15 protein-coding genes are annotated in these 17,686 nt (G+C 71.6%); 6 read left to right on the plus strand and 9 right to left on the minus strand.

The genetic code is table 11. The features are described 5' to 3' along the window. Window positions 1-90: 90 nt before the first annotated feature. The 8 genes from AB0M95_RS35985 to AB0M95_RS36020 form a co-directional block, all read right to left on the minus strand. Window positions 91-969, minus strand: a complete 879-nt coding sequence (locus AB0M95_RS35985) for a GNAT family N-acetyltransferase (RefSeq protein WP_363774685.1) — start codon at window positions 967-969, stop codon at window positions 91-93. A 98-nt stretch (window positions 970-1,067) separates the two neighbouring features. After that, window positions 1,068-1,922 carry a TatD family hydrolase gene (locus tag AB0M95_RS35990; protein ID WP_358515325.1) on the minus strand — a complete coding sequence of 285 codons (855 nt, stop codon included), beginning with the start codon at window positions 1,920-1,922 and terminating at the stop codon, window positions 1,068-1,070. A 30-nt stretch (window positions 1,923-1,952) separates the two neighbouring features. Beyond that, a complete protein-coding gene (locus AB0M95_RS35995) occupies window positions 1,953-2,654 on the minus strand; it encodes an EboA domain-containing protein (RefSeq protein ID WP_363774688.1) in 702 nt (233 codons plus the stop codon). Window positions 2,655-2,697: 43 nt separating this feature from the next. Continuing rightward, complete coding sequence (locus AB0M95_RS36000) at window positions 2,698-3,582, minus strand: sugar phosphate isomerase/epimerase family protein (protein WP_363774691.1); 885 nt, start codon at window positions 3,580-3,582, stop codon at window positions 2,698-2,700. A gap of 88 nt (window positions 3,583-3,670) precedes the next feature. Next, the gene (locus tag AB0M95_RS36005) at window positions 3,671-4,813 is read right to left on the minus strand and encodes an inositol-3-phosphate synthase (protein WP_363774694.1); all 1,143 of its coding nucleotides are present in this window, start codon (window positions 4,811-4,813) and stop codon (window positions 3,671-3,673) included. Between the two features lie 217 nt (window positions 4,814-5,030). Next, window positions 5,031-6,209 carry a ThuA domain-containing protein gene (locus tag AB0M95_RS36010; RefSeq protein ID WP_363774697.1) on the minus strand — a complete coding sequence of 393 codons (1,179 nt, stop codon included), beginning with the start codon at window positions 6,207-6,209 and terminating at the stop codon, window positions 5,031-5,033. A 117-nt stretch (window positions 6,210-6,326) separates the two neighbouring features. Further along, window positions 6,327-9,158: a carbohydrate-binding protein gene (locus AB0M95_RS36015; protein ID WP_363774700.1), complete on the minus strand. Its 2,832-nt coding sequence runs from the start codon at window positions 9,156-9,158 to the stop codon at window positions 6,327-6,329. Between the two features lie 217 nt (window positions 9,159-9,375). Continuing rightward, a complete protein-coding gene (locus AB0M95_RS36020) occupies window positions 9,376-10,659 on the minus strand; it encodes an ROK family transcriptional regulator (RefSeq protein ID WP_363774703.1) in 1,284 nt (427 codons plus the stop codon). Window positions 10,660-11,582: 923 nt separating this feature from the next. Here AB0M95_RS36020 and AB0M95_RS36025 point away from each other — a divergent pair. The 6 genes from AB0M95_RS36025 to AB0M95_RS36050 all read left to right on the plus strand — a co-directional run bounded on the left by AB0M95_RS36025 (window position 11,583) and on the right by AB0M95_RS36050 (window position 17,302). Further along, window positions 11,583-13,070: a HAMP domain-containing sensor histidine kinase gene (locus AB0M95_RS36025; protein WP_363774706.1), complete on the plus strand. Its 1,488-nt coding sequence runs from the start codon at window positions 11,583-11,585 to the stop codon at window positions 13,068-13,070. Between the two features lie 253 nt (window positions 13,071-13,323). Beyond that, window positions 13,324-14,280 carry a lipase family protein gene (locus AB0M95_RS36030; RefSeq protein WP_363774709.1) on the plus strand — a complete coding sequence of 319 codons (957 nt, stop codon included), beginning with the start codon at window positions 13,324-13,326 and terminating at the stop codon, window positions 14,278-14,280. Between the two features lie 177 nt (window positions 14,281-14,457). Then, window positions 14,458-14,613 carry a hypothetical protein gene (locus AB0M95_RS36035; protein WP_363774712.1) on the plus strand — a complete coding sequence of 52 codons (156 nt, stop codon included), beginning with the start codon at window positions 14,458-14,460 and terminating at the stop codon, window positions 14,611-14,613. A 309-nt stretch (window positions 14,614-14,922) separates the two neighbouring features. Continuing rightward, window positions 14,923-15,567, plus strand: coding sequence for a helix-turn-helix domain-containing protein (locus tag AB0M95_RS36040; protein ID WP_363774715.1), 645 nt, complete (start codon window positions 14,923-14,925; stop codon window positions 15,565-15,567). Next, window positions 15,564-16,856 carry an alpha/beta fold hydrolase gene (locus tag AB0M95_RS36045; RefSeq protein ID WP_363774718.1) on the plus strand — a complete coding sequence of 431 codons (1,293 nt, stop codon included), beginning with the start codon at window positions 15,564-15,566 and terminating at the stop codon, window positions 16,854-16,856. The genes AB0M95_RS36040 and AB0M95_RS36045 overlap by 4 nt, the downstream gene beginning before the upstream one ends. A 146-nt stretch (window positions 16,857-17,002) precedes the next feature. Further along, entirely contained in the window at window positions 17,003-17,302 is a 300-nt protein-coding gene (locus tag AB0M95_RS36050; protein WP_363774721.1) for a hypothetical protein, read from the plus strand. Window positions 17,303-17,378: 76 nt separating this feature from the next. Here AB0M95_RS36050 and AB0M95_RS36055 read toward each other — a convergent pair. Further along, on the minus strand, window positions 17,379-17,686 hold a 308-nt coding region (locus AB0M95_RS36055; protein ID WP_363774724.1), incomplete at its 5' end, for a VOC family protein.

Here is a 17,686-nt window from a genome sequence, read left to right on the forward strand (position 1 = left end):
CTACTGCCCCCGAAACCACGGCCACATTCGAGATCCCCCGCCGCCGGGCCGTCACGCGCGCACGTGGGCGACTCGCGCGAACGCCCCGTGTCAGCCCAGGTCGGGGTGCGGAAGGTAGTGGTCGAGGCGGAGCAGGGTGGGGTCGGTGGTCATGAGGGTGTCCATGTCGTCGATCTCCCATCCGGATCGCAGGAGTTCGGGCAGGAGGGGGTGGACGCCGGGGACCGCGACCTGGACCTCGTCGACGTCCGGGTCGACGGCGGCGACGGCCGCGGAGAGGGCGGCGGCGCAGTCCTGAGGGGTTTCGCCGCCCGCCGGGCCCACTTCGAGGTCCTCTTCCGTCCTGCGGGCGAACGCGTACCCGGCGCCGGTGACGTGCAGCGTCACGCCGGGCAGGCCCGCGTACCAGGACAGGGATCCGGTACGGTCGCCGCCCGCGAGGCGCGCGTCCAGCGCCGCGACCTCCCGCGGCACCGCCTCCGGCACGGCGGGTCCGGCCGCCGGCTTCCGCGCGGCGGGACCGGCCTGCGCCCGCGTGGGCTCCGGCGCCTCGGGCGCTCGCGGGCCGGAGGTCTTGTTCGGGTGGTAGATCAGGTAGAGGAGCGGGCACACCGGGCGCATCCCCTGGCGCACGTACAGCCCGAGGGCCCTCGGGTCGTCGGACGCGAACGTGGCCCCCGGCGTGCCGGACGGCAGCACCTCGCTGAGGATCGACCGGCCTATCCCGGACGACTGGTACTCGGGTAGGACGAACAGATCGCCCAGATGGGAGAGCTTCCCCCGGCGGAGCACCCCGCCGAACCCCACGATCCGCCCGCCGGCCTCCCCCACGACCAGTTTGCCGTACGCCCGCTCGGCGTCGAGGAAGTCGGGCATGCCTTCCCAGTCGTCCAGAAGCTCGAAGTGCGTGGCCACCTCACGTACGCCGGGCATGTCCGCGTCCACCGCGACCCGCACGACCGATTCCATCGCCACACTCCTCACCTGCGCGTTCCCCACCGCTCACACTAGAGCGCGTCCCCCGGTCCGGTTCCCCGGGGGACGGCGGCGGCGTGTTGGGGCGCGGGTCAGTCGCGGGGGGCGCCGCGCTGGATGCTGTTGCCGGCGTAGGTGTCGGCCGGTTTCACCTCGGAGAGGTCCAGGCGGCCGCTCTGGGCGTAGAAGGCGACCGGGTTGTCCCACAGGACGGTCTCGACGTCGGCGTCGGAGAAACCGCTGGCGAGCATGGCGTCGGCGACGGCGCGGGTCTTCAGCGGGTCGCTGCGGCCCCAGTCGGCGGCCGAGTTGACCACCATGCGGTCCGAGCCGTATTCCTTGAGGATCGCGACCATCCGGTCCTCGTCCATCTTGGTGTCGGGGTAGACCGAGAAGCCCATCCAGCAGCCGCTTTCCCGCACCATGCCGACCGTCATCTCGTTGAGGTGGTCGATCAGCACGCGCTCGGGCGGCAGGCCGGACTCGCGGACGACGTCCAGCGTGCGGCGGGTGCCCGCGGCCTTGTCCCGGTGCGGGGTGTGGACCAGGACGGGCAGGCCGTGCTCGGCGGCGAGTTCGAGCTGGCGGGCCAGGGCCTCGTCCTCGGCCGGGGTGACGTCGTCGTAGCCGACCTCGCCGACGGCGACCACGCGGTCCTTGGCCAGGTAGCGGGGCAGCAGGTCCAGGACGGGGCGCAGGCGCGGGTCGTTGGACTCCTTGGGGTTCAGCGCGATCGTGCAGTAGTGGACGATGCCGAACTGCGCGGCGCGGTAGGGTTCCCAGCCGAGCAGGCCGTCGAAGTAGTCGGCGAACGTGCCAGGGGACGTGCGCGGCTGGCCCAGCCAGAAGGCGGGCTCGACGACGGCGCGGACCCCGGCCGCGTACATGCGCTCGTAGTCGTCGGTCGTGCGCGAGGTCATGTGGATGTGGGGGTCGAAGATGCGCATGGGGGGATTCCTCTCGATGGGGCGATCGGGTCAGGCCGGGTCGCGGGGGGCGTCGGACCCGGCCGCGGCGTGCGGATCGCCCTCGGCCAGCAGGGCGCGGACCTTGGTCAGCAGGGAGGGGTACGTCTTGACGACGGGCCAGATGTCCGCGGGGACCTGGCGGCCGGCGCGCAGGCGTTCCTCGGCGAAGTCGGCCATCATGCGGGCCAGTTCCTCGTCCGCGCGCGTGTCGAGGCCGGAGACCTCGCCCAGTGGCACGCCGATGAAGACGCACTTCAGGATGGCCTGCCGGTAGGAGTGGTCCGGCAGGTGGCGCGCCCCGTACGGCCCGAGCGCCGCCCGGACGAGGCGGGCGTCGTTGCTGCGCAGGGCGTCGCGGACGACGGGCAGTCCCGCGTCGCCGAGCCGTCCGTCCTCGTCCAGGGCGGGCAGGCCCTTGAGGACGGCGAGGCGCTCGGCGGCGTCCCCGTGGGTGTAGAGGTCGAAGAGGGTCTCGCCGAGGGCGGCGCCGGTCAGGGGCAGGGCCCGCATGAGCTCCACGCGAGCCGCCTGGTCGACGGTCCAGCCGGGCATGGCGGCGACCGGGCCGCGTCCGCAGGCGCGCCCGGCGGCGGGGAACAGGCTCGCGAGCGCCCCGGCGTCGGCGCCGATCCGTTCGACGGCGTCCGCCAGCCAGCGGGCGGCCTCCTCGCCGAGGCCGAGCGCCGGGCCTGAGTCGTGGGTCGTGCTCATCGTTGGCTCGTCCTTCCGGTACGGATTCGTTCCATCCGGGCGGTCATCGCTGCCTCACTCCCCTGGTGGGGTGGGCGCGGGAGGGGATGGAGGGGGTGGCCGGGGCGGCCTCGCGCAGGAAGCGCAGCGACCGCTCGGCGATCATGGGGGCGGCGTGGGAGTGCCGGGGCAGCTCGACGCTGACCAGGCCGCGGTACCCCGTCTGTTCCAGGGCCTCGAGCACGGGCGGGAAGTCGATCTCGCCGTCGCCGAACTCCAGGTGCTCGTGCACGCCGCGCCGCATGTCCTCGATCTGGATGTTCACCAGGTGCGGGCCGGCGCGGCGGACGCAGTCGGGGACCGGTTCGGGCTCCAGGGCGCGGCAGTGGCCGATGTCGAGGGTCATGCCGAGCCGCGGGGGCGCGCCGGCCAGCGCGTGCAGGCGCTCGAACGCGGCGATCGTGTCCACGAGCATGCCCGGTTCGGGTTCGAAGCCGAGCGTGACCTCGCGTTCCTCGGCCTCCTGCAGGACTGCGGCGACCCCGGCCAGCAGGTTGTCCCAGGCCCGTTCCTCGCCGACCTCGGGCGGGAGGACACCGCTCCAGAAGGAGACGGCCTCCGCGCCGAGGTCGGCGCCGACGCGCACGGCGCGGCGGAGCAGGTCGATCCGGCGGGCCGCCGCCTCGGGCGGGTGGAGCAGGGTGGGGTGGTGTTTGCGGTACGGGTCCAGGACGTAGCGGCCGCCGGTCTCGATCACCACGGCCAGGCCGAGCTCGCCGAGCCGTTTGGCGACGTGGTCGACGTGGTGGGCGAGCCCGGGGGCGTACGGGTCGAGGTGGCCGGCGTCCAGGGTGAGCGCGACGCCGTCGTAGCCGAGGTCGGCGAGCACGGCGAGCGCCTCGTCCAGGCGGTGGTTCGTGAAACCGTTGGTTCCATAGCCGAACCTCATGCCCGCCCACCTTTCCCGCTATAGCGTGATATTTCGGGCTTAACGGTATCGAGCGTGCACCGCAGGCACCATGGGTGACGCGAGACGCTCACGCGAGCGTCCCGGCCCAGGCGCGCAGCAGGTCGTACTGGGCGTGCAGGCGGTGCTCGTCCTGGCCGATCGGGTCCTTGAAGAAGAAGCCCAGCTCAGGGATCGCCCCGGCGTGGCCGCGCTCGTGCGCGCGGGCGATCAGCCGGACGAGGTCGAGCACCAGCGGCGCCGCGAGCGCCGAGTCGCACCCCTGCCAGGTGAACTGCATCGTCATGCGGACACCGAGGAAGCCCTCGAACGTGATGTGGTCCCAGGCGGTCTTCCAGTCGCCGAGGTGGGAGACATGGTCGATGTGGGTCTGCCCCTCCACCGGGTGGCCGAGGATGCCGGGCAGGGCGCGGTCCTTGGAGATCTTCTTGCTCTCCCCCGCCGCCGGGTCGGCCAGCGTGGCGCCGTCTCCCCCGCCGAGCAGGTTCGTCCCCGACCACGAGCGCACGGCCAGCGACCGCGCGGCGAACATCGGCGCGAGCGCGGTCTTGACCAGGGTCTCCCCCGTCTTGGCGTCGCGGCCCGCGTACGGCACGCCCTTCGTCCGGGCCAGCTCGTCCAGGGCGGGCAGCGACACGCCGGTGGACGGGGTGAAGTCGATGTAGGAGCACCCGGCGCTGAGCGCGGCGTACGCGTACAGCGAGCTCGGAGGCAGGACGTCGCCGGGCCGAGCGAGGGCCTCGTCCAGCGCGGCGAGGTCGCCGTGGGCCGGATGATCGGGCACGGGCGGCTCGGTGGAGGCCACGTGGACGACGACCACGCGGGACAGTCCCCTGCGCTCGCGGAAGCCGGTGATGTCGTCGGCCAGCCTGCGCGCCTGCTCGGCCTGGGTGCCCGCGGGTCCGGGCGTGACGCCGGGACGGATCTCGGCGTCGGCCTCCTCCAGGTCCTGGCGCACGAGCTCGGGCAGCCGGGCCGGGACGACCCCGGCGTGGGCCAGCTCCTCCGCGCGCTTGGGCAGCGGCGTGCCGGCGATGTCGTGGCCGCCGAACACCAGGCCGTGGATCGGCGCCAGGCCCGCCTCGGCGAATCCGGGTTGTTCGGTGACGCACCCTATGGGTGCCGCGAGCCCGGCGCGCAGCGCGGCCGCGCCGGTGATCACCGTGGTCGCGACCGATCCTCGCGCTCCTACGAGCCACACCCCGACGTCCATCGCCTACTCCTTCACTATCTTGGGCGGGCCCCCGCCGGGTCCGCCTTCTCGCGGTACAGCAGTGGGCTCCGCGCGCCTGCCCGGTGCCCCGGACCCCGTCCGCGGGGGCTTCGGGGGACACGCGCGCGGAGACCCGTACGCCCGGGACATCCCCTGCGGGGACGTCCCGGGCGGTGGATCTCGGTGCCGATCGGTCACCCGATCGGATCATGCACCCTCACGTGGAAACGGTGAAGGTGTCAATGTCGAAAAGGGAACCCGCACCGCCGCCGAAGGTCAGGAACACCGCGCCGGTGCCCGTCCCGTTGAGCGTGGTGTTCACCGTGGTGAAGGTGTCCCAGTTCCCGGTGCCGGCGACGTTCACCGTGCCGAGGACGGGACCGGTCTGCGAGCCCGAGCGGATCGTGATCGTCCCGCCGGCGCCGCCCGAGGAGACCCGCGCCGAGAACCCGGTCGCCCCGGAGGTGCTGACCTGCGAGTATCCGGCCCAGTCGCCGTTGTCGATGTACCCCATGGTCGTGCCGCCGCTGGCGCCCGCGTGGCCGGCCGGCTGGACGCCGAAGTTGGAGGTGTAGGCCTCGCCCTCGACGGTCTGGGTGTCGCCGGGCGGCGGCGTGGTCGCCGGGCGGCAGTCCGCCTGGACCATGCCGGCCGCGTACCGGATGCCGCCGAGCACGAGCTGACGGTAGTTGGAGTCGGCGTACGACTCGATGGTGTGGCCGAGGCCGGTGTAGAACGACCGGCCGGACGCCTGGGCGTGGCACCAGGTGATCGGGTGGTCGCCGCTCATCTCGCCGCCGGTGTAGCTGCTCTCGTCCAGGCTCTGCAGGACGCGGACGCCGGCGCGCGGGTTGGTGCGGTAGTTGTACCACTCGTCGAACCGCGTCCAGGTCGCGCCCAGGTGGGCGGTCGCCGGGTGGGTGCGGTCCTCGTTCTTGACCACCGCGTTCTGCTGCGCCGGGTGGCTCTTGAACCACGCGCCGACGAGCCGGCCGTAGTACGGCCAGTCGTACTCGGTGTCGGCGGCGGCGTGGATGCCGACGTACCCGCCGCCGCCGTCCACGTAGGACTGGAAGGCGGTCTGCTGGCCGGCGTCGAGCACGTCGCCGGTGGTGCTGAGGAAGACGACGGCCTTGAACTGGGCCAGGTTGGCCGCATTGAAGGCGGTGGCGTCCTCGGTGGCGGTGACGGTGAAGTTGTTGGCGGCGCCGAGATCGCGGATGGCCTGGATCCCGGCGGGGATCGAGTCGTGACGGAACCCGGCGGTCTTGGAGAAGACCAGCACCTTGTAGGCGGGGTCGGCCGCGTGGGCGGCGGTGGGGGCGAACTGCGTGGCGACCAGCGCTGCGGCGACCAGCGCCAGACCGCCGCGCATCACCTTGGTCGGGGCGAACATGGCTGTCCTTTCGTCTGCGGACCCTCCGGTCCCGCGTGAGGGATGCGTCTCACGCGGGACCGGAGGCCCGTCCGGCGCGGCGTCCCGTCCGGGGAGGGGGCCGCGCAGGACGCGCCGTCAGCGGGTGATGGTGAAGGTGTCGACGTCGAGCAGCGAGCCGGAGCCGCCGCTGAAGGTGAGGAACAACGGGCCGGTCGCCGAACCGGTGAGGTTCGTGGACACGTTGGTGAAGGTGTCCCAGTTCCCGGTGTTGGCGACGTTCACGGTGCCGAGGATCGTCCCGGTCTGCGAGCCGGAGCGGATCGTGATCGTGCCGCCGGGGCCGCCCGAGGAGACCCGGGCCGCGAAGGTCTTGGCGCCCTGGGTGTTCACCTGCGAGTACCCGGCCCAGTCGCCGTTGTCGATGTACCCCATGGTGGTGCCGCCGCTGGCGCCCGCGTGGGCGGCCGGCTGGACGCCGAAGTTGGAGGTGTAGGCCTCGCCCTCGACGGTCTGGGTGTTGCCGCCCGTCGAGGTGTTCAGCGTGAAGGCGTCCAGGTCGAACAGGTTGCCCTGGCCGGTGACGCCCTTGAACACCAGGTACAGCGTGGTCACCCCGGCCGGCTTGTTGGTCAGGTTGGCGGTGACGTCGACGAAGTTCTCCCAGCCGCCGGTATTGGGGACGGTCGCCGAGCCGAGCAGGGTTCCGGTCGCCGAGCCGGCGCGGACCTCCAGCGTGCCGCCGGCGCCGCCCGAGGAGACCCGGGCGGTGATGCTGACGGCGTTGCTCACGTTGTAGGGCGTGAAGGAGATCCAGTCGCCGTTGTCGGTGAAGCCGACGGTCGTCGCGCCCTCGGCCGGGCCGTGCGTGGCGAGCTGGATGCCCTGCATGGCGCCGTAGTGCTCGGCCTGGCGGTGCCGGGGCTGCAGGGTGCGGGTGCTGGTGGAGGTGAGGCCGCCATTGTCGGTGTAGGACGCCTCGAACATCCCGTAGATGTTGGCCGCGGCGTCGTGCTCACCGTCGGTCGGGACGGTGATCGAGCCGGAGCAGCCGGTCCTGGAGGTGATCTGGTGGCGGTGGCTGTCGTGGCCCAGGAAGTAGGTCACGGTCACCTTGGCGCAGTCCAGCGCCCCGTCCTCGGGGTCGCTGCCGGTCACCGTGAACGGCACGGTGTCGCCGTAGGAGAACAGCCGGCCGTCGCCGGGCGTGGTCAGGTTCACGGTCGGCGCGGTGTTGCCGACGGAGACGACCAGGCTGGCGGTGCCGGTGAGGCCCTGCGGGTCCCTGACGGTCAGCGTGGGGGTGTAGGTGCCGTTGGTGGTGTAGGTCTTCGTGGGGTTGGCGGCGGTGGAGGTGGTGCCGTCGCCGAAGTTCCACGAGTAGGTCAGCGCGCCGCCCTCGGGGTCGGAGCTGCCGGCCGAGGAGAAGTTCACCGTCAGGGGCGCCGGGCCGGAGGTCTTGTCGGCGGCCGCCTTGGCGATCGGGTTTCGGTTCGCCGAGCCGATGTACTCGATCCGGTAGAGCGCCTGGTTGTTGGCGCCGGTGCCGTAGTCGAGGACGTACAGCGCGCCGTCGGGGCCGAAGGCCATGTCCATGACCTGGGTGCCGGTCCAGGGGAAGGCGCCGATGTCACCGGGGCTGCCGTCGGCGTTGACCTGGATGGCCTTGATCCACCTGCGGCCGTACTCGCCGGCGAAGTAGCGGCCGTCGAGCGACTGCGGGAACTTGACCGCGGAGTTCAGCGAGGCGTCGTACCGGTAGACCGGGCCGCCCATCGGGGACTCGGAGCCGCCGCCGAAGTCGGGCGGGGAGCCGGCGTCGCCGCCGTAGCGGATCCAGGACGGCTTGGCCGCGGGCAGCGTGGTGAGACCGGTGTTGCGGAACGAGTTGTTGGTCGGGCCGCCCGCGCAGTTGTACTTGGCCTGGGACGGGCCGCTCGGGAAGGTGTACTCGTTGTAGGTCTCGTTGGTGGTGTTGGTGCCGGTGCAGTACGGCCAGCCGTAGTTGCCCGCGCCGGTGATCCGGTTGAACTCCACCTGGCCGCCGGGGCCGCGGTTGGGGTCGGTGCCGCCCGCGTCGGGGCCGTAGTCGCCGAGGTAGACGATGCCCGTCGCCTTGTCCACCGACATGCGGAACGGGTTGCGGAAGCCCATCGCGTAGATCTCGGGGCGGGTCTTGGCCGTTGCCGGCGGGAAGAGGTTGCCCGAGGGGATGGTGTAGGTGCCGTCCGGCTGGGGCTTGATGCGCAGGACCTTGCCGCGCAGGTCGTTGGTGTTGCCCGAGGAGCGCTGCGCGTCGAACTGCGGGTTGCGGTCGGTGCGCTCGTCCAGCGGCGAGTATCCGCTCGACTCGAACGGGTTGGTGTCGTCGCCCGTGGTCAGGTACAGGTTGCCGGCCGCGTCGAAGTCGATGTCACCGCCGACGTGGCAGCACTGGCCGCGGTCGTTGGGCACCCGCAGGACGATCTTCTCGCTGCCCATGTTGACGGTCTCGTCGGCGTTGAGCGTGAAGCGCGAGAGGTACAGCTCGCCCTTCCACTGGTCGAACTGCGCCTGGGTGCCGGTGGTCGGCGCGTCGCCGCCGGGGGTGTTCAGCGTGGGCGAGTAGTACACGTAGATGTACCGGCTGGCGGCGAAGTTCGGGTCGGCGGCGATGCCCTGGAGGCCCTCTTCGTCGTGCGTGTAGACGCTGAGCTTCCCGGCGACCTTGGTGTTGCCTGCCGCGTCGGTGACGCGGATCGTGCCGTCACGCGCGGTGTGGAGCACCGAGCGGTTGGGGAGCACCGCGAGGGACATGGCCTCGCCGAGTTCGGCGCCGCCGACGGCCAGCTGTACCTGCTGGTAGTCGGACGCGGGGATGACCGAGGCGTTGGCCGCCGGTCCTGAGGCCGTCACGGCCGCCATGCCGCCCGAAACTACGAGGGCGAACGTGGCGAGGAGCCGGGTCCACGGCCGAGGACGTGGTGACATGGGGGTCCTTTCCTGACTTGGGGGGTCAGTCAGGCAAGGCGCGCGCCGCCGCGCTTGTTGCCGGGGGGTGGTGCGTGGTGCTGTGGTGCCGGGATGGTGCGGATGGTTCTGCGCTGTGCCGCCGTGCGCCTGGAAGGGTGCCGCCTCCAGGGGTCCGGTGCTCAATCCGGACGGAACATAACTCCGCAAAAAGCGTATCAAGTGTTGAAAGAATGCGTCATCTTCCTGCCAGACTTGTCGTCGAGGCGATCGGGGTCGAACCGATCGCCGTGGGGTCGTTGATGACCTGCTCGACCACCATGCTCGCGGCGCCCCGAGAGGCGGCGCCGAAGCCGAGGCCGGAGGCGAGGAACCTGCAGCGGGCGGCCGGACCGGCGATGACCAGCCGTTCCAGCTCCGCCTGGGCGGGCGGGATCAGCCGCTCCGCGAGCGTGGCGAAGTATCCACCGAGCACGATGGCGCGCGGGTTGAACAGGTTGACCAGGATCGAGCCGCCGAGCCCGAGCCAGCGCCCGACCTCGGCGACCGCGGCCATCACGCGCGCGTCGCCCACCGCGAGGCCCCGGGCGATCTCCGCCACCCGCTCCTCGGGATCGGGCGCCGGGCCGAGGCCGTAGGCCCGCTCGGGCGTCGCCGAGCCGACCAGCGCGGCGAGGCCGACCTTGGTCTCCCAGCAGCCCACCCGCCCGCAGCCGCAGCGGCTTCCCGTGGGGTCCACGGGCATGTGCCCGACCTCGCCCGAGAAGCCGTCCGCGCCGCGCAGCAGGGCCCCGGCGACGATGATGCCGCCGCCCACGCCGACCTCGCCGGTGAGGTAGACCATGTCCGGCGTCCCGGCGGCGACCCCGCCGGTGTACTCGGCGAGCGCGGCCAGGTTGGCGTCGTTGTCCACCATCACGGGCGCCCCGCCGCCGATCTCCGCCTGGAGGCGGTCGGCCAGTGGCAGGTCGCGCCAGCCGAGGTTCGGCGCGAACGAGACCGCGCCGCGGGCGACGTCCACCAGGCCGGGGACGGCGACGCCGATGCCCGCGGGGACGGCGCCGGCGGCGGTGAGGTCGTCCAGCGCCTCCTTGGCCACGCGGCCGAGCTCCTTCAGCGAGCGGTCCGGGCCCATGCCCATGGCGTCGAAGCCGACGCGCCGCTCGACCAGGACGCGTCCGGCCAGGTCGGTGCCGTGGACGGCGACGTAGTCGACGTTGATCTCGGTGCCGAGCACCCCGACGTGCGAGCCGTCCAGGGCGACCGCCCTGCGCGGGCGGCCGACCGCCCCGACGTGCTCGATGCCGACCTCGCGCACCAGCCCCCGGCTGAGCAGCTCGGCCATGAGGTTGGACACGGTGGCCCGGTGCAGGCCCGTGGCGTCGGCGATGTCGGAGCGCGAGCAGGAGCCCTCCTCGCGCAGATGACGCAGGACCAGCGCGAGGTTCGCCCGGCGCAGGGAGGCGTGTCCCACCGCCTGGGCGCCCCCGCCGGCCGGCGCGGCCGGCCGTCTCTGCGCCACATCTATCACCCGACCACTTTGTATGTATCGAAGAACAATTAACCGATTTCTAACACGACGAGATCTGGACGTAAACACCCCGATCAGGTAACGACTTGGCATCTGGAGCCCGGCCGCAGGTCACGGCTCGGCAGCCCCTTGCGTTACAGAAGCGAAGTGGTCGGAGGTCTTGGCACAACCCCCGGGGGCAGTCTTTAATTCGACAAGCCCTGTCAAATCCGTTCGTTCAGACCGCAAATCATTCGGCGATCTTTGCAATTTTTCGAGGATCGGATGGATCATCCACCCTCGCCTGATGCTCCCGTCCGTCCGGGCGACCAGACCCGCAGCGGAGCCGTTCCCGCCGACTTCGGCTGCGCCGCGGTGGTGCCGCTCGAATCGGCCGGACGGACGGGCCCTTCTCCCGGCCGGCCGCCGGCATGACAGAGCCCGACCGGCGGACGGCGCGCGACCGCGGCACCGGCGCGCACCCCCCACCGCAGGCGGGGCAACCGCGACCGCCTCGCCGGGGGCCTCCCTTCCCTGCCGGGTCTTTCCGTACGAGGGCCCGAGCTTTATCCGGTCATGACCTCCTTGAAGCTGTCTTTTGTCAGGTTTGCACCATCTTGGGGTTTCTGCTAAGGTGGGTTTTGCCGTAGTGGTCTGCTCTTGGTACGTGGTAGATCGTGCCTTGTGCCCGCCGCGCCGGCACACCAGACCGGTGGCCTCAGGCCCACCGCGCCTCCCTTTCGCGCCTGCAGGGCGCCCGCGTCCGCGCCGTCTCGCCGGGCGACGGCAGGGGGACGGCGAAGATCCTCGCCCGCCGCGGGCCAACGCCCGGCGGACACCACATCGGCCGGACGCCGTCCGGCTCCCGTGGGGCCCGGAACACCGGATCCCGCATCGCATCCAAGACCGCAAGACCGCGCCACCTGGAGGACCCAGTGCCGCTCGGACCCGCCGCTTCACCACGCCCGCCGCGGCGCGCCTGGAAGCTGTGGCGTCCCCGGTCGATCCGGGGACGGGTCACGGCCCTGGTCGCCGTCCTCGCCATGCTCCTGCTCGTCCCGGCCGGAGTGCTGGCCGGAATGGTCGCGCGCCAGGAACTCGCCAATGCCCGGTGGCTCGACGCGCGGTACGCGGCCGGCGTGGTGGCGGCCGCGGACCGCGCCGGGCGGATCACCAGCCCGGAGATCACCACCGACTTCCCGGGCGCGGACCTGATCCAGGTGGTGGACGCCTCTCAGCGCGTGGTCGCCGCCTCGCCCGACGCCCGCGGGCTGCCGCCGCTGTCCGACGTGCGCCCCGGCCCGCTTCAGCCGCGCCGGGACGTGCAGACGTGCACCAACCAGAACCTGGGCTGCCTGCGCCTGGCGGCGGTGCGCGTCAGCACCGTCCACGACTCCAACGTCGTGTACGCGGCCGGCCCCGACCGCGGGGGCATCTCCGCGGGCGTGTTCGACCTGCTCTTCGCCGTGCAGGTGGCGGCCCTGATCTCCGTCGCCGTCCTCGCCGCCTGGCAGATCACCGGACGGACGCTGCGGCCCGTCGAGGCCATCCGCGCCGAGCTGGACGCCACCAACCTCAGCGACCTCAGCAGCCGCGTGCCCGAGCCCGCCGGGGACGACGAGATCGCCCGGCTCGCCCGGACGGTCAACAGCACGCTGGACCGCCTGGAGAACGCGCGGGGACGGATGGAGGAGGTCCTCGCCCAGCAGCGGCGCTTCGCCTCCGACGCCTCGCACGAGCTGCGCACGCCGGTCGCGGGGCTGCGCGTGCAGCTGGAGGAGGCGCGCCTGTACCCCGAGGAGACCGACCTGCGCGAGCTGGTCGACCACTCGCTGCGGGATGTCGGCCGGCTCCAGGCCATCATCTCCGACCTGCTGCTGCTGGCGCGGGTAGGCGGCGGCGAGCCCGGGGCGAGGGACGACGTCGACCTGGCCGAGTCGGTCCACATGGAGGTCTCCCGGCGCAAGGACCGGCTTCCCACGCAGTTGCGGCTCGCACCGGGCGTTCTCGTCAAGGCCGTCGACACGCAGATCGCCCGCGTGCTGACCAACCTGCTCGACAACGCCCAGCGGCACGCCAAGCGCCTGGTGCTGGTCGAGGTGCGCAGGAACGCGACCCACGCCGAACTGATCGTCTCCGACGACGGGGACGGCATCGCCGAGGCCGACCGGGAGCGGATCTTCGAGCGCTTCACCCGGCTGGACGCCGCCCGCCGCCGCGACAAGGGCGGAACGGGTCTCGGCCTCGCGATCGTCCGGGACATCGCCCGCGCGCACGACGGGACGATCGAGGCCGGCGCGTCCCATGCCGACGGGGCGCGGTTCGTCCTGCGCCTGCCGCTCTCCGCGTCCACCGCCGGGGACGACGCCCCGGCACACCACACCGGCACCTCGCTCACGCTGGCGGCGTTTCCCAGGCGCTAGCCGTCCATCTGGCCGTCCATCCGGCGCGCGACGGCCTGGCCTCGAGTGAGCCGCCTCCAGGGAAATGGGCACCCGGGACATGAGTTTGCTGATACATGGGATTTGACCTGGGATGTCCAGGAAATTGTTTGGGACAGGCGGATCTCGGGGTGCGCGTTAAGCGATGCTTACGATCGTTGAAGATGCTGTCCTGCTCATCGTTGAGGCCGCGGAACAGTCGAAAGCACCGTCGCTTACCGGAAGGTGTATGGGCGTGGCAAGCGTGGATACCACCAGAAACAATCGCCAGACGGACAAACCCGTAACGGCCACCGACGGCCAGCCGAACGCCGGAAAGGTGGTGAGCGGCAACAGGAAACCGATGGCGGCCTCCGGCGAGTCGATCGAGGAGCGGATGCGCGACATCCTGCGGGGAGGCGGGCTGCGCAGGCGCGGCGTGCGGGCCCCCTCGTACGACGAACTCCGGCCGTTCGGCCATCGGGAGACGGCCGGATTCCCGGTCTACAAGAATCTGGAACGGCGACTCCTGAGCGCCGTCGAGCAGCCGGACCCGGAAATCGCGCACGTGATGGCCACGTGCGCGGCGTACGCGTATTCCGACCCGGAAACGCTTTCGATGATCATGGCCAGAATGGGCCTCGAGGACAATCACTGCGAGATGATCCATTCGTCGGTCGACGCGATGCTCATTTCCTCGACCGCGTTTCTCGTTCTCAGCAGAAGCGGCCGGGTCGGCATCCTGTGTTACCGGGGCACCGAGCCGCTGAACTTCATCAACTGGATGAGCAACCTCGACGTCGAGCCCGAGCGGATGGGGTACCAGATCAGCGACCCCTGCGCCACGGTGCACGCCGGCGTCTACCGCAACGTGCGGGCCACCCGCTACGAGATCATGAACGCGCTGCGCCGCGCGTACGGCGACCGCAAGGCGACCGGCGGCCTCTCGGCCGACGGCGACCGCTACGGGGCCGACGACCCGCGGGGCGAGGGCGAGCTGGAGGCGCTCTACATCACCGGGCACAGCCAGGGCGGCGCGATGGCGGCCCTCATGGGCGTCATGATCAGGCACGAGCGCAAGTACCGCGACGTACTCGGCGACCGGATGCGCGCGGTCTACACGTTCGGCCAGCCCATGATCGGCGACCCGAGCTTCGCCGAGGCCTGCCAGAGCGACGAGTTCCTCCGCCAGAACGTCATCCGGTACGTCTAGCCCCACCTGCCGTCCACCGCCTCAGGCCCGTTCCGGCACTTCGGCCGCGAGATCCACCACCGCGTCCCGCACCTGGCCAACGGCATCCTGTCGGCGATCCCCGGCACGCGCTGCGCCTCGCAGGCCCGCAGGGGCCGGTGGATCGCCAGGCGGCGGCCGACGGGGCAGATGCCGGGCATGCTCGGCATCCCGATGGCGGCGATGTCGTACGTGGCGCGCAGGTTCGAGGCCACCCGCGCGCTGCCGGCGATGTACTCCATCGACGACCACCTGCCGCAGCACTACGTCTCGGCGCTGACACCGGCCGGGGTACAGAACGAGTTCGGCGACTGAAACCCGCCCCGGTCAGGTCTTCCTGACCAGCCGGCGACTCAGGTCCTCCTGATGCCCCGGCGACTCAGGTCCTCCTGACACCGGCCCGAGTCGGATTCTCCACCAGCGCCGGACATGCCACCAGGCCCCGACCTCAGCCCGGCACCAGGCTCCCCGCCCGGTGCCGGGCTCTCCGCTTTCGTCATCCGGCCTCACCTCGCTCGTCGTCGGCGTGGTCGCACATCGAGCTCCTCTTACCGAAGGCTGCGTCATTAATCCCAGCATCGATAATGTTGTCGTTGATGATAACGGACTGCTACCGTGCTGGTCGTGACATCCGCCGATCTTCTGCTGCACCCGGTCCGGCTGCGGATCGTGCAGGCGTTCCTCGGCGACGTGGCGCTGACGACCAGCGCGCTGGCCGCCCAACTCGCCGACATACCGTCGGCCACCTTGTACCGGCACGTGGCCCGGCTGGCCGACGCCGGTGTCCTCCAGGTGGTCGCGGAGCGGCAGGTCCGCGGCGCGGTGGAGCGCACCTACGTGCTCCGGGCCGGCGCGTCGGTGATCACGCCGGACCAGATCGCGACCATGACCGTCGACGACATGCGCCAGGCGTTCATGGCGTTCGTGGCCGGGCTGCTCGGCGACGTCGACCGGTACCTCGCCCGCGACGAGGTCGACCCGATCCGGGACGGGGCCAGCTTCCGGCTGGCCGGGCTGTGGCTCGACGACACCGAGTACGCCGCCCTGCTCGCCGAACTCACGCGGGTGCTGCAGCCCGCCGCCGCCAATCCGCCGCGGCCGGGCCGTAAACGCCGGATCTTGGCCACCGTCCTGCTCCCCGGCGAGCAGGCCGACGGCGACCACCCGGACAACGACCCCACGTCCACGACCGGACGCACCGCCCCCGAACGGGCCACCTCCAAACAGGCCACCCCCAAGCACGCGAATTCGAAGCGGAGGACATCATGATGCCGACCGGAGCCGCCGCCATCGGCGTGACCGTACTGGACCTGGTCAAGGCCGGCAGGTTCACGGAGATCCGCGACATGTTCGCGCCGAGCCTGCGCCCCATGGTGATCCCAGAGTCGCTGCAGGCCGCCTGGACCGCCGAGCTGGACCGGCACGGCGCGCTCACCTCGGTCGGAGCCCCGGTCAGCGAGCCGGCCGGGCCGGGCGTCACCCTGGTGAGGATCCCGCTGGCGTTCGAGCACGGCGAGGCGGTGGTGCTGGTGACGGTCAGCGACGCGGGTTGGCTGGGCGGCATCCAGCTCGCCCCCGCCGACGCCGCGCAGCCCGTCCAGCCGTGGCAGCCACCCGACTACGCCGACCCCCGCGCCTTCCACGAGCAGGAGGCGGTGATCGGTACCGGCCGGCTAGCCGTACCCGGCACCCTGACCACGCCGAACACCCCGGGGCCGCACCCGGCGGTCGTGCTGCTGGCCGGGTCGGGACCGCATGACCGGGACGAGACGATCGGGCGCAACAAGCCGCTCAAGGACCTGGCCTGGGGGCTGGCCGGCCAGGGCGTCGCGGTGGCACGGTTCGACAAGGTCACCTACGCCCACGGCGATCAGTTGGCTCTCGACGACTTCACCCTCGACGACGAGTACGTGCACCACGCGGTCGCCGCCGTGCGTCTGCTCCGCGAGCACCAGGCCGTCGACCCGGCGCGGGTCTTCGTGCTCGGCCACAGCCTCGGCGGCACCGTCGCCCCGCGCGTCGCCGCAGCCGAAGGTGCCGTGGCCGGGATGGTCATCCTGGCCGGAGGGGCGCAGCCGATGTACTGGTCGGCGGTTCGCCAGCTCCAATACCTGGCCTCCCTGGATCCCGATACCGCCGCCGCGTCCCAGCCGGTCATCGACACGATGACCAGGCAGGCCCAGACGGTGGACAGTCCGGACCTGTCCCCGGCGACCCCGGCCGGCGACCTGCCCTTCGGCGTGCCCGCCAGATACTGGCTGGATCTGCGCGGCTACGACCCGGCCGCGGCCGCCGCCAAGCTGGGCAGGCCGATGCTCATCCTGCAGGGCGGCCGGGACTATCAGGTCACCGCCGCCGACGACCTCATCCGATGGCAGGCCGGCCTCGATGGCCGCCCCGATGTGACGATCCGCGTCTACGACGCCGACAATCACTTCTTCTTCCCCGGCACCGGCCCGTCCAAGCCGTCCGAGCTCGAGCCGGCCCAGCACATGGACCCGGCGGTCGTCACCGACATCGCCACCTGGCTGACCACCGGCATTCTCACCCACCAGTAGATCCTGACGGCCGACGTGGTCGGCGACACCTTACTGAGGTCGGGAAGCTGGGCCGCGATGTCGGCAATGGCGATATGGCGTGTGATCCTGGAGTTAGAGGGTTATGCGCATAATGCGAAGTTCGTGACACGGGGAGGCGGTGTCACATGGACGCGCGTGTGGGGCAGGTCCGGGACCTGCTGCACGAGGCGGCAGAGGTGCATCACCGGGTCTACGAGATCACGGACGGCGTCGATCCCGACTGGGCGTCCTGGTACGCGGACTGGCTGATCAGGCTGTCCGACCTGCCGAGCCTGCTCGGGACGACCCCGGTACCGAGCGAACTGATCTACGAGTTCGTGGGGCTGGACAAGGCGTACGGCCGGGAGGCGCCAGGAGAGCCCTGGGAGTCGTACTACGCCCGGCGCCTGCTGACCGCCTTCCGCGACGGCACGCCCACGCCGTGACACCGGCGTCAGAGCCGGGCAGCGAGAAACGCGGCGGCCGCCTCGGTGACGTGTGGTTCGGTGTCGTACAGCCGCATCAGGATGGGGCGAGGACGCAGAACTCGTGGCCCTCCGGGTCGGCCAGGCACGTCCACGGGACGTCGCCCTGGCCGAGGTCGATGTCGGTGGCGCCGAGAGCCCGCAGCCGGGCCACCTCCGCTGCTTTGTCGTCACCCGGGTACGGCAGCAGGTCAAGATGGACGCGGTCTGGCACGGTCTTCGCGTCGGGCGTGCGGAGGAACTCGAGATACGGGCCGACGCCATTGGCGGAGCGCAGCACCGCATGATCGTCGGTGACCTCGTGCAGGGTCCAGTCCATCGCCTCGTCCCAGAACCGGGCCATGG

Origin of the sequence: Sphaerisporangium sp. NPDC051017 (assembly GCF_040683095.1) — a bacterium.
Classification (GTDB): Bacteria; Actinomycetota; Actinomycetes; order Streptosporangiales; family Streptosporangiaceae; genus Sphaerisporangium.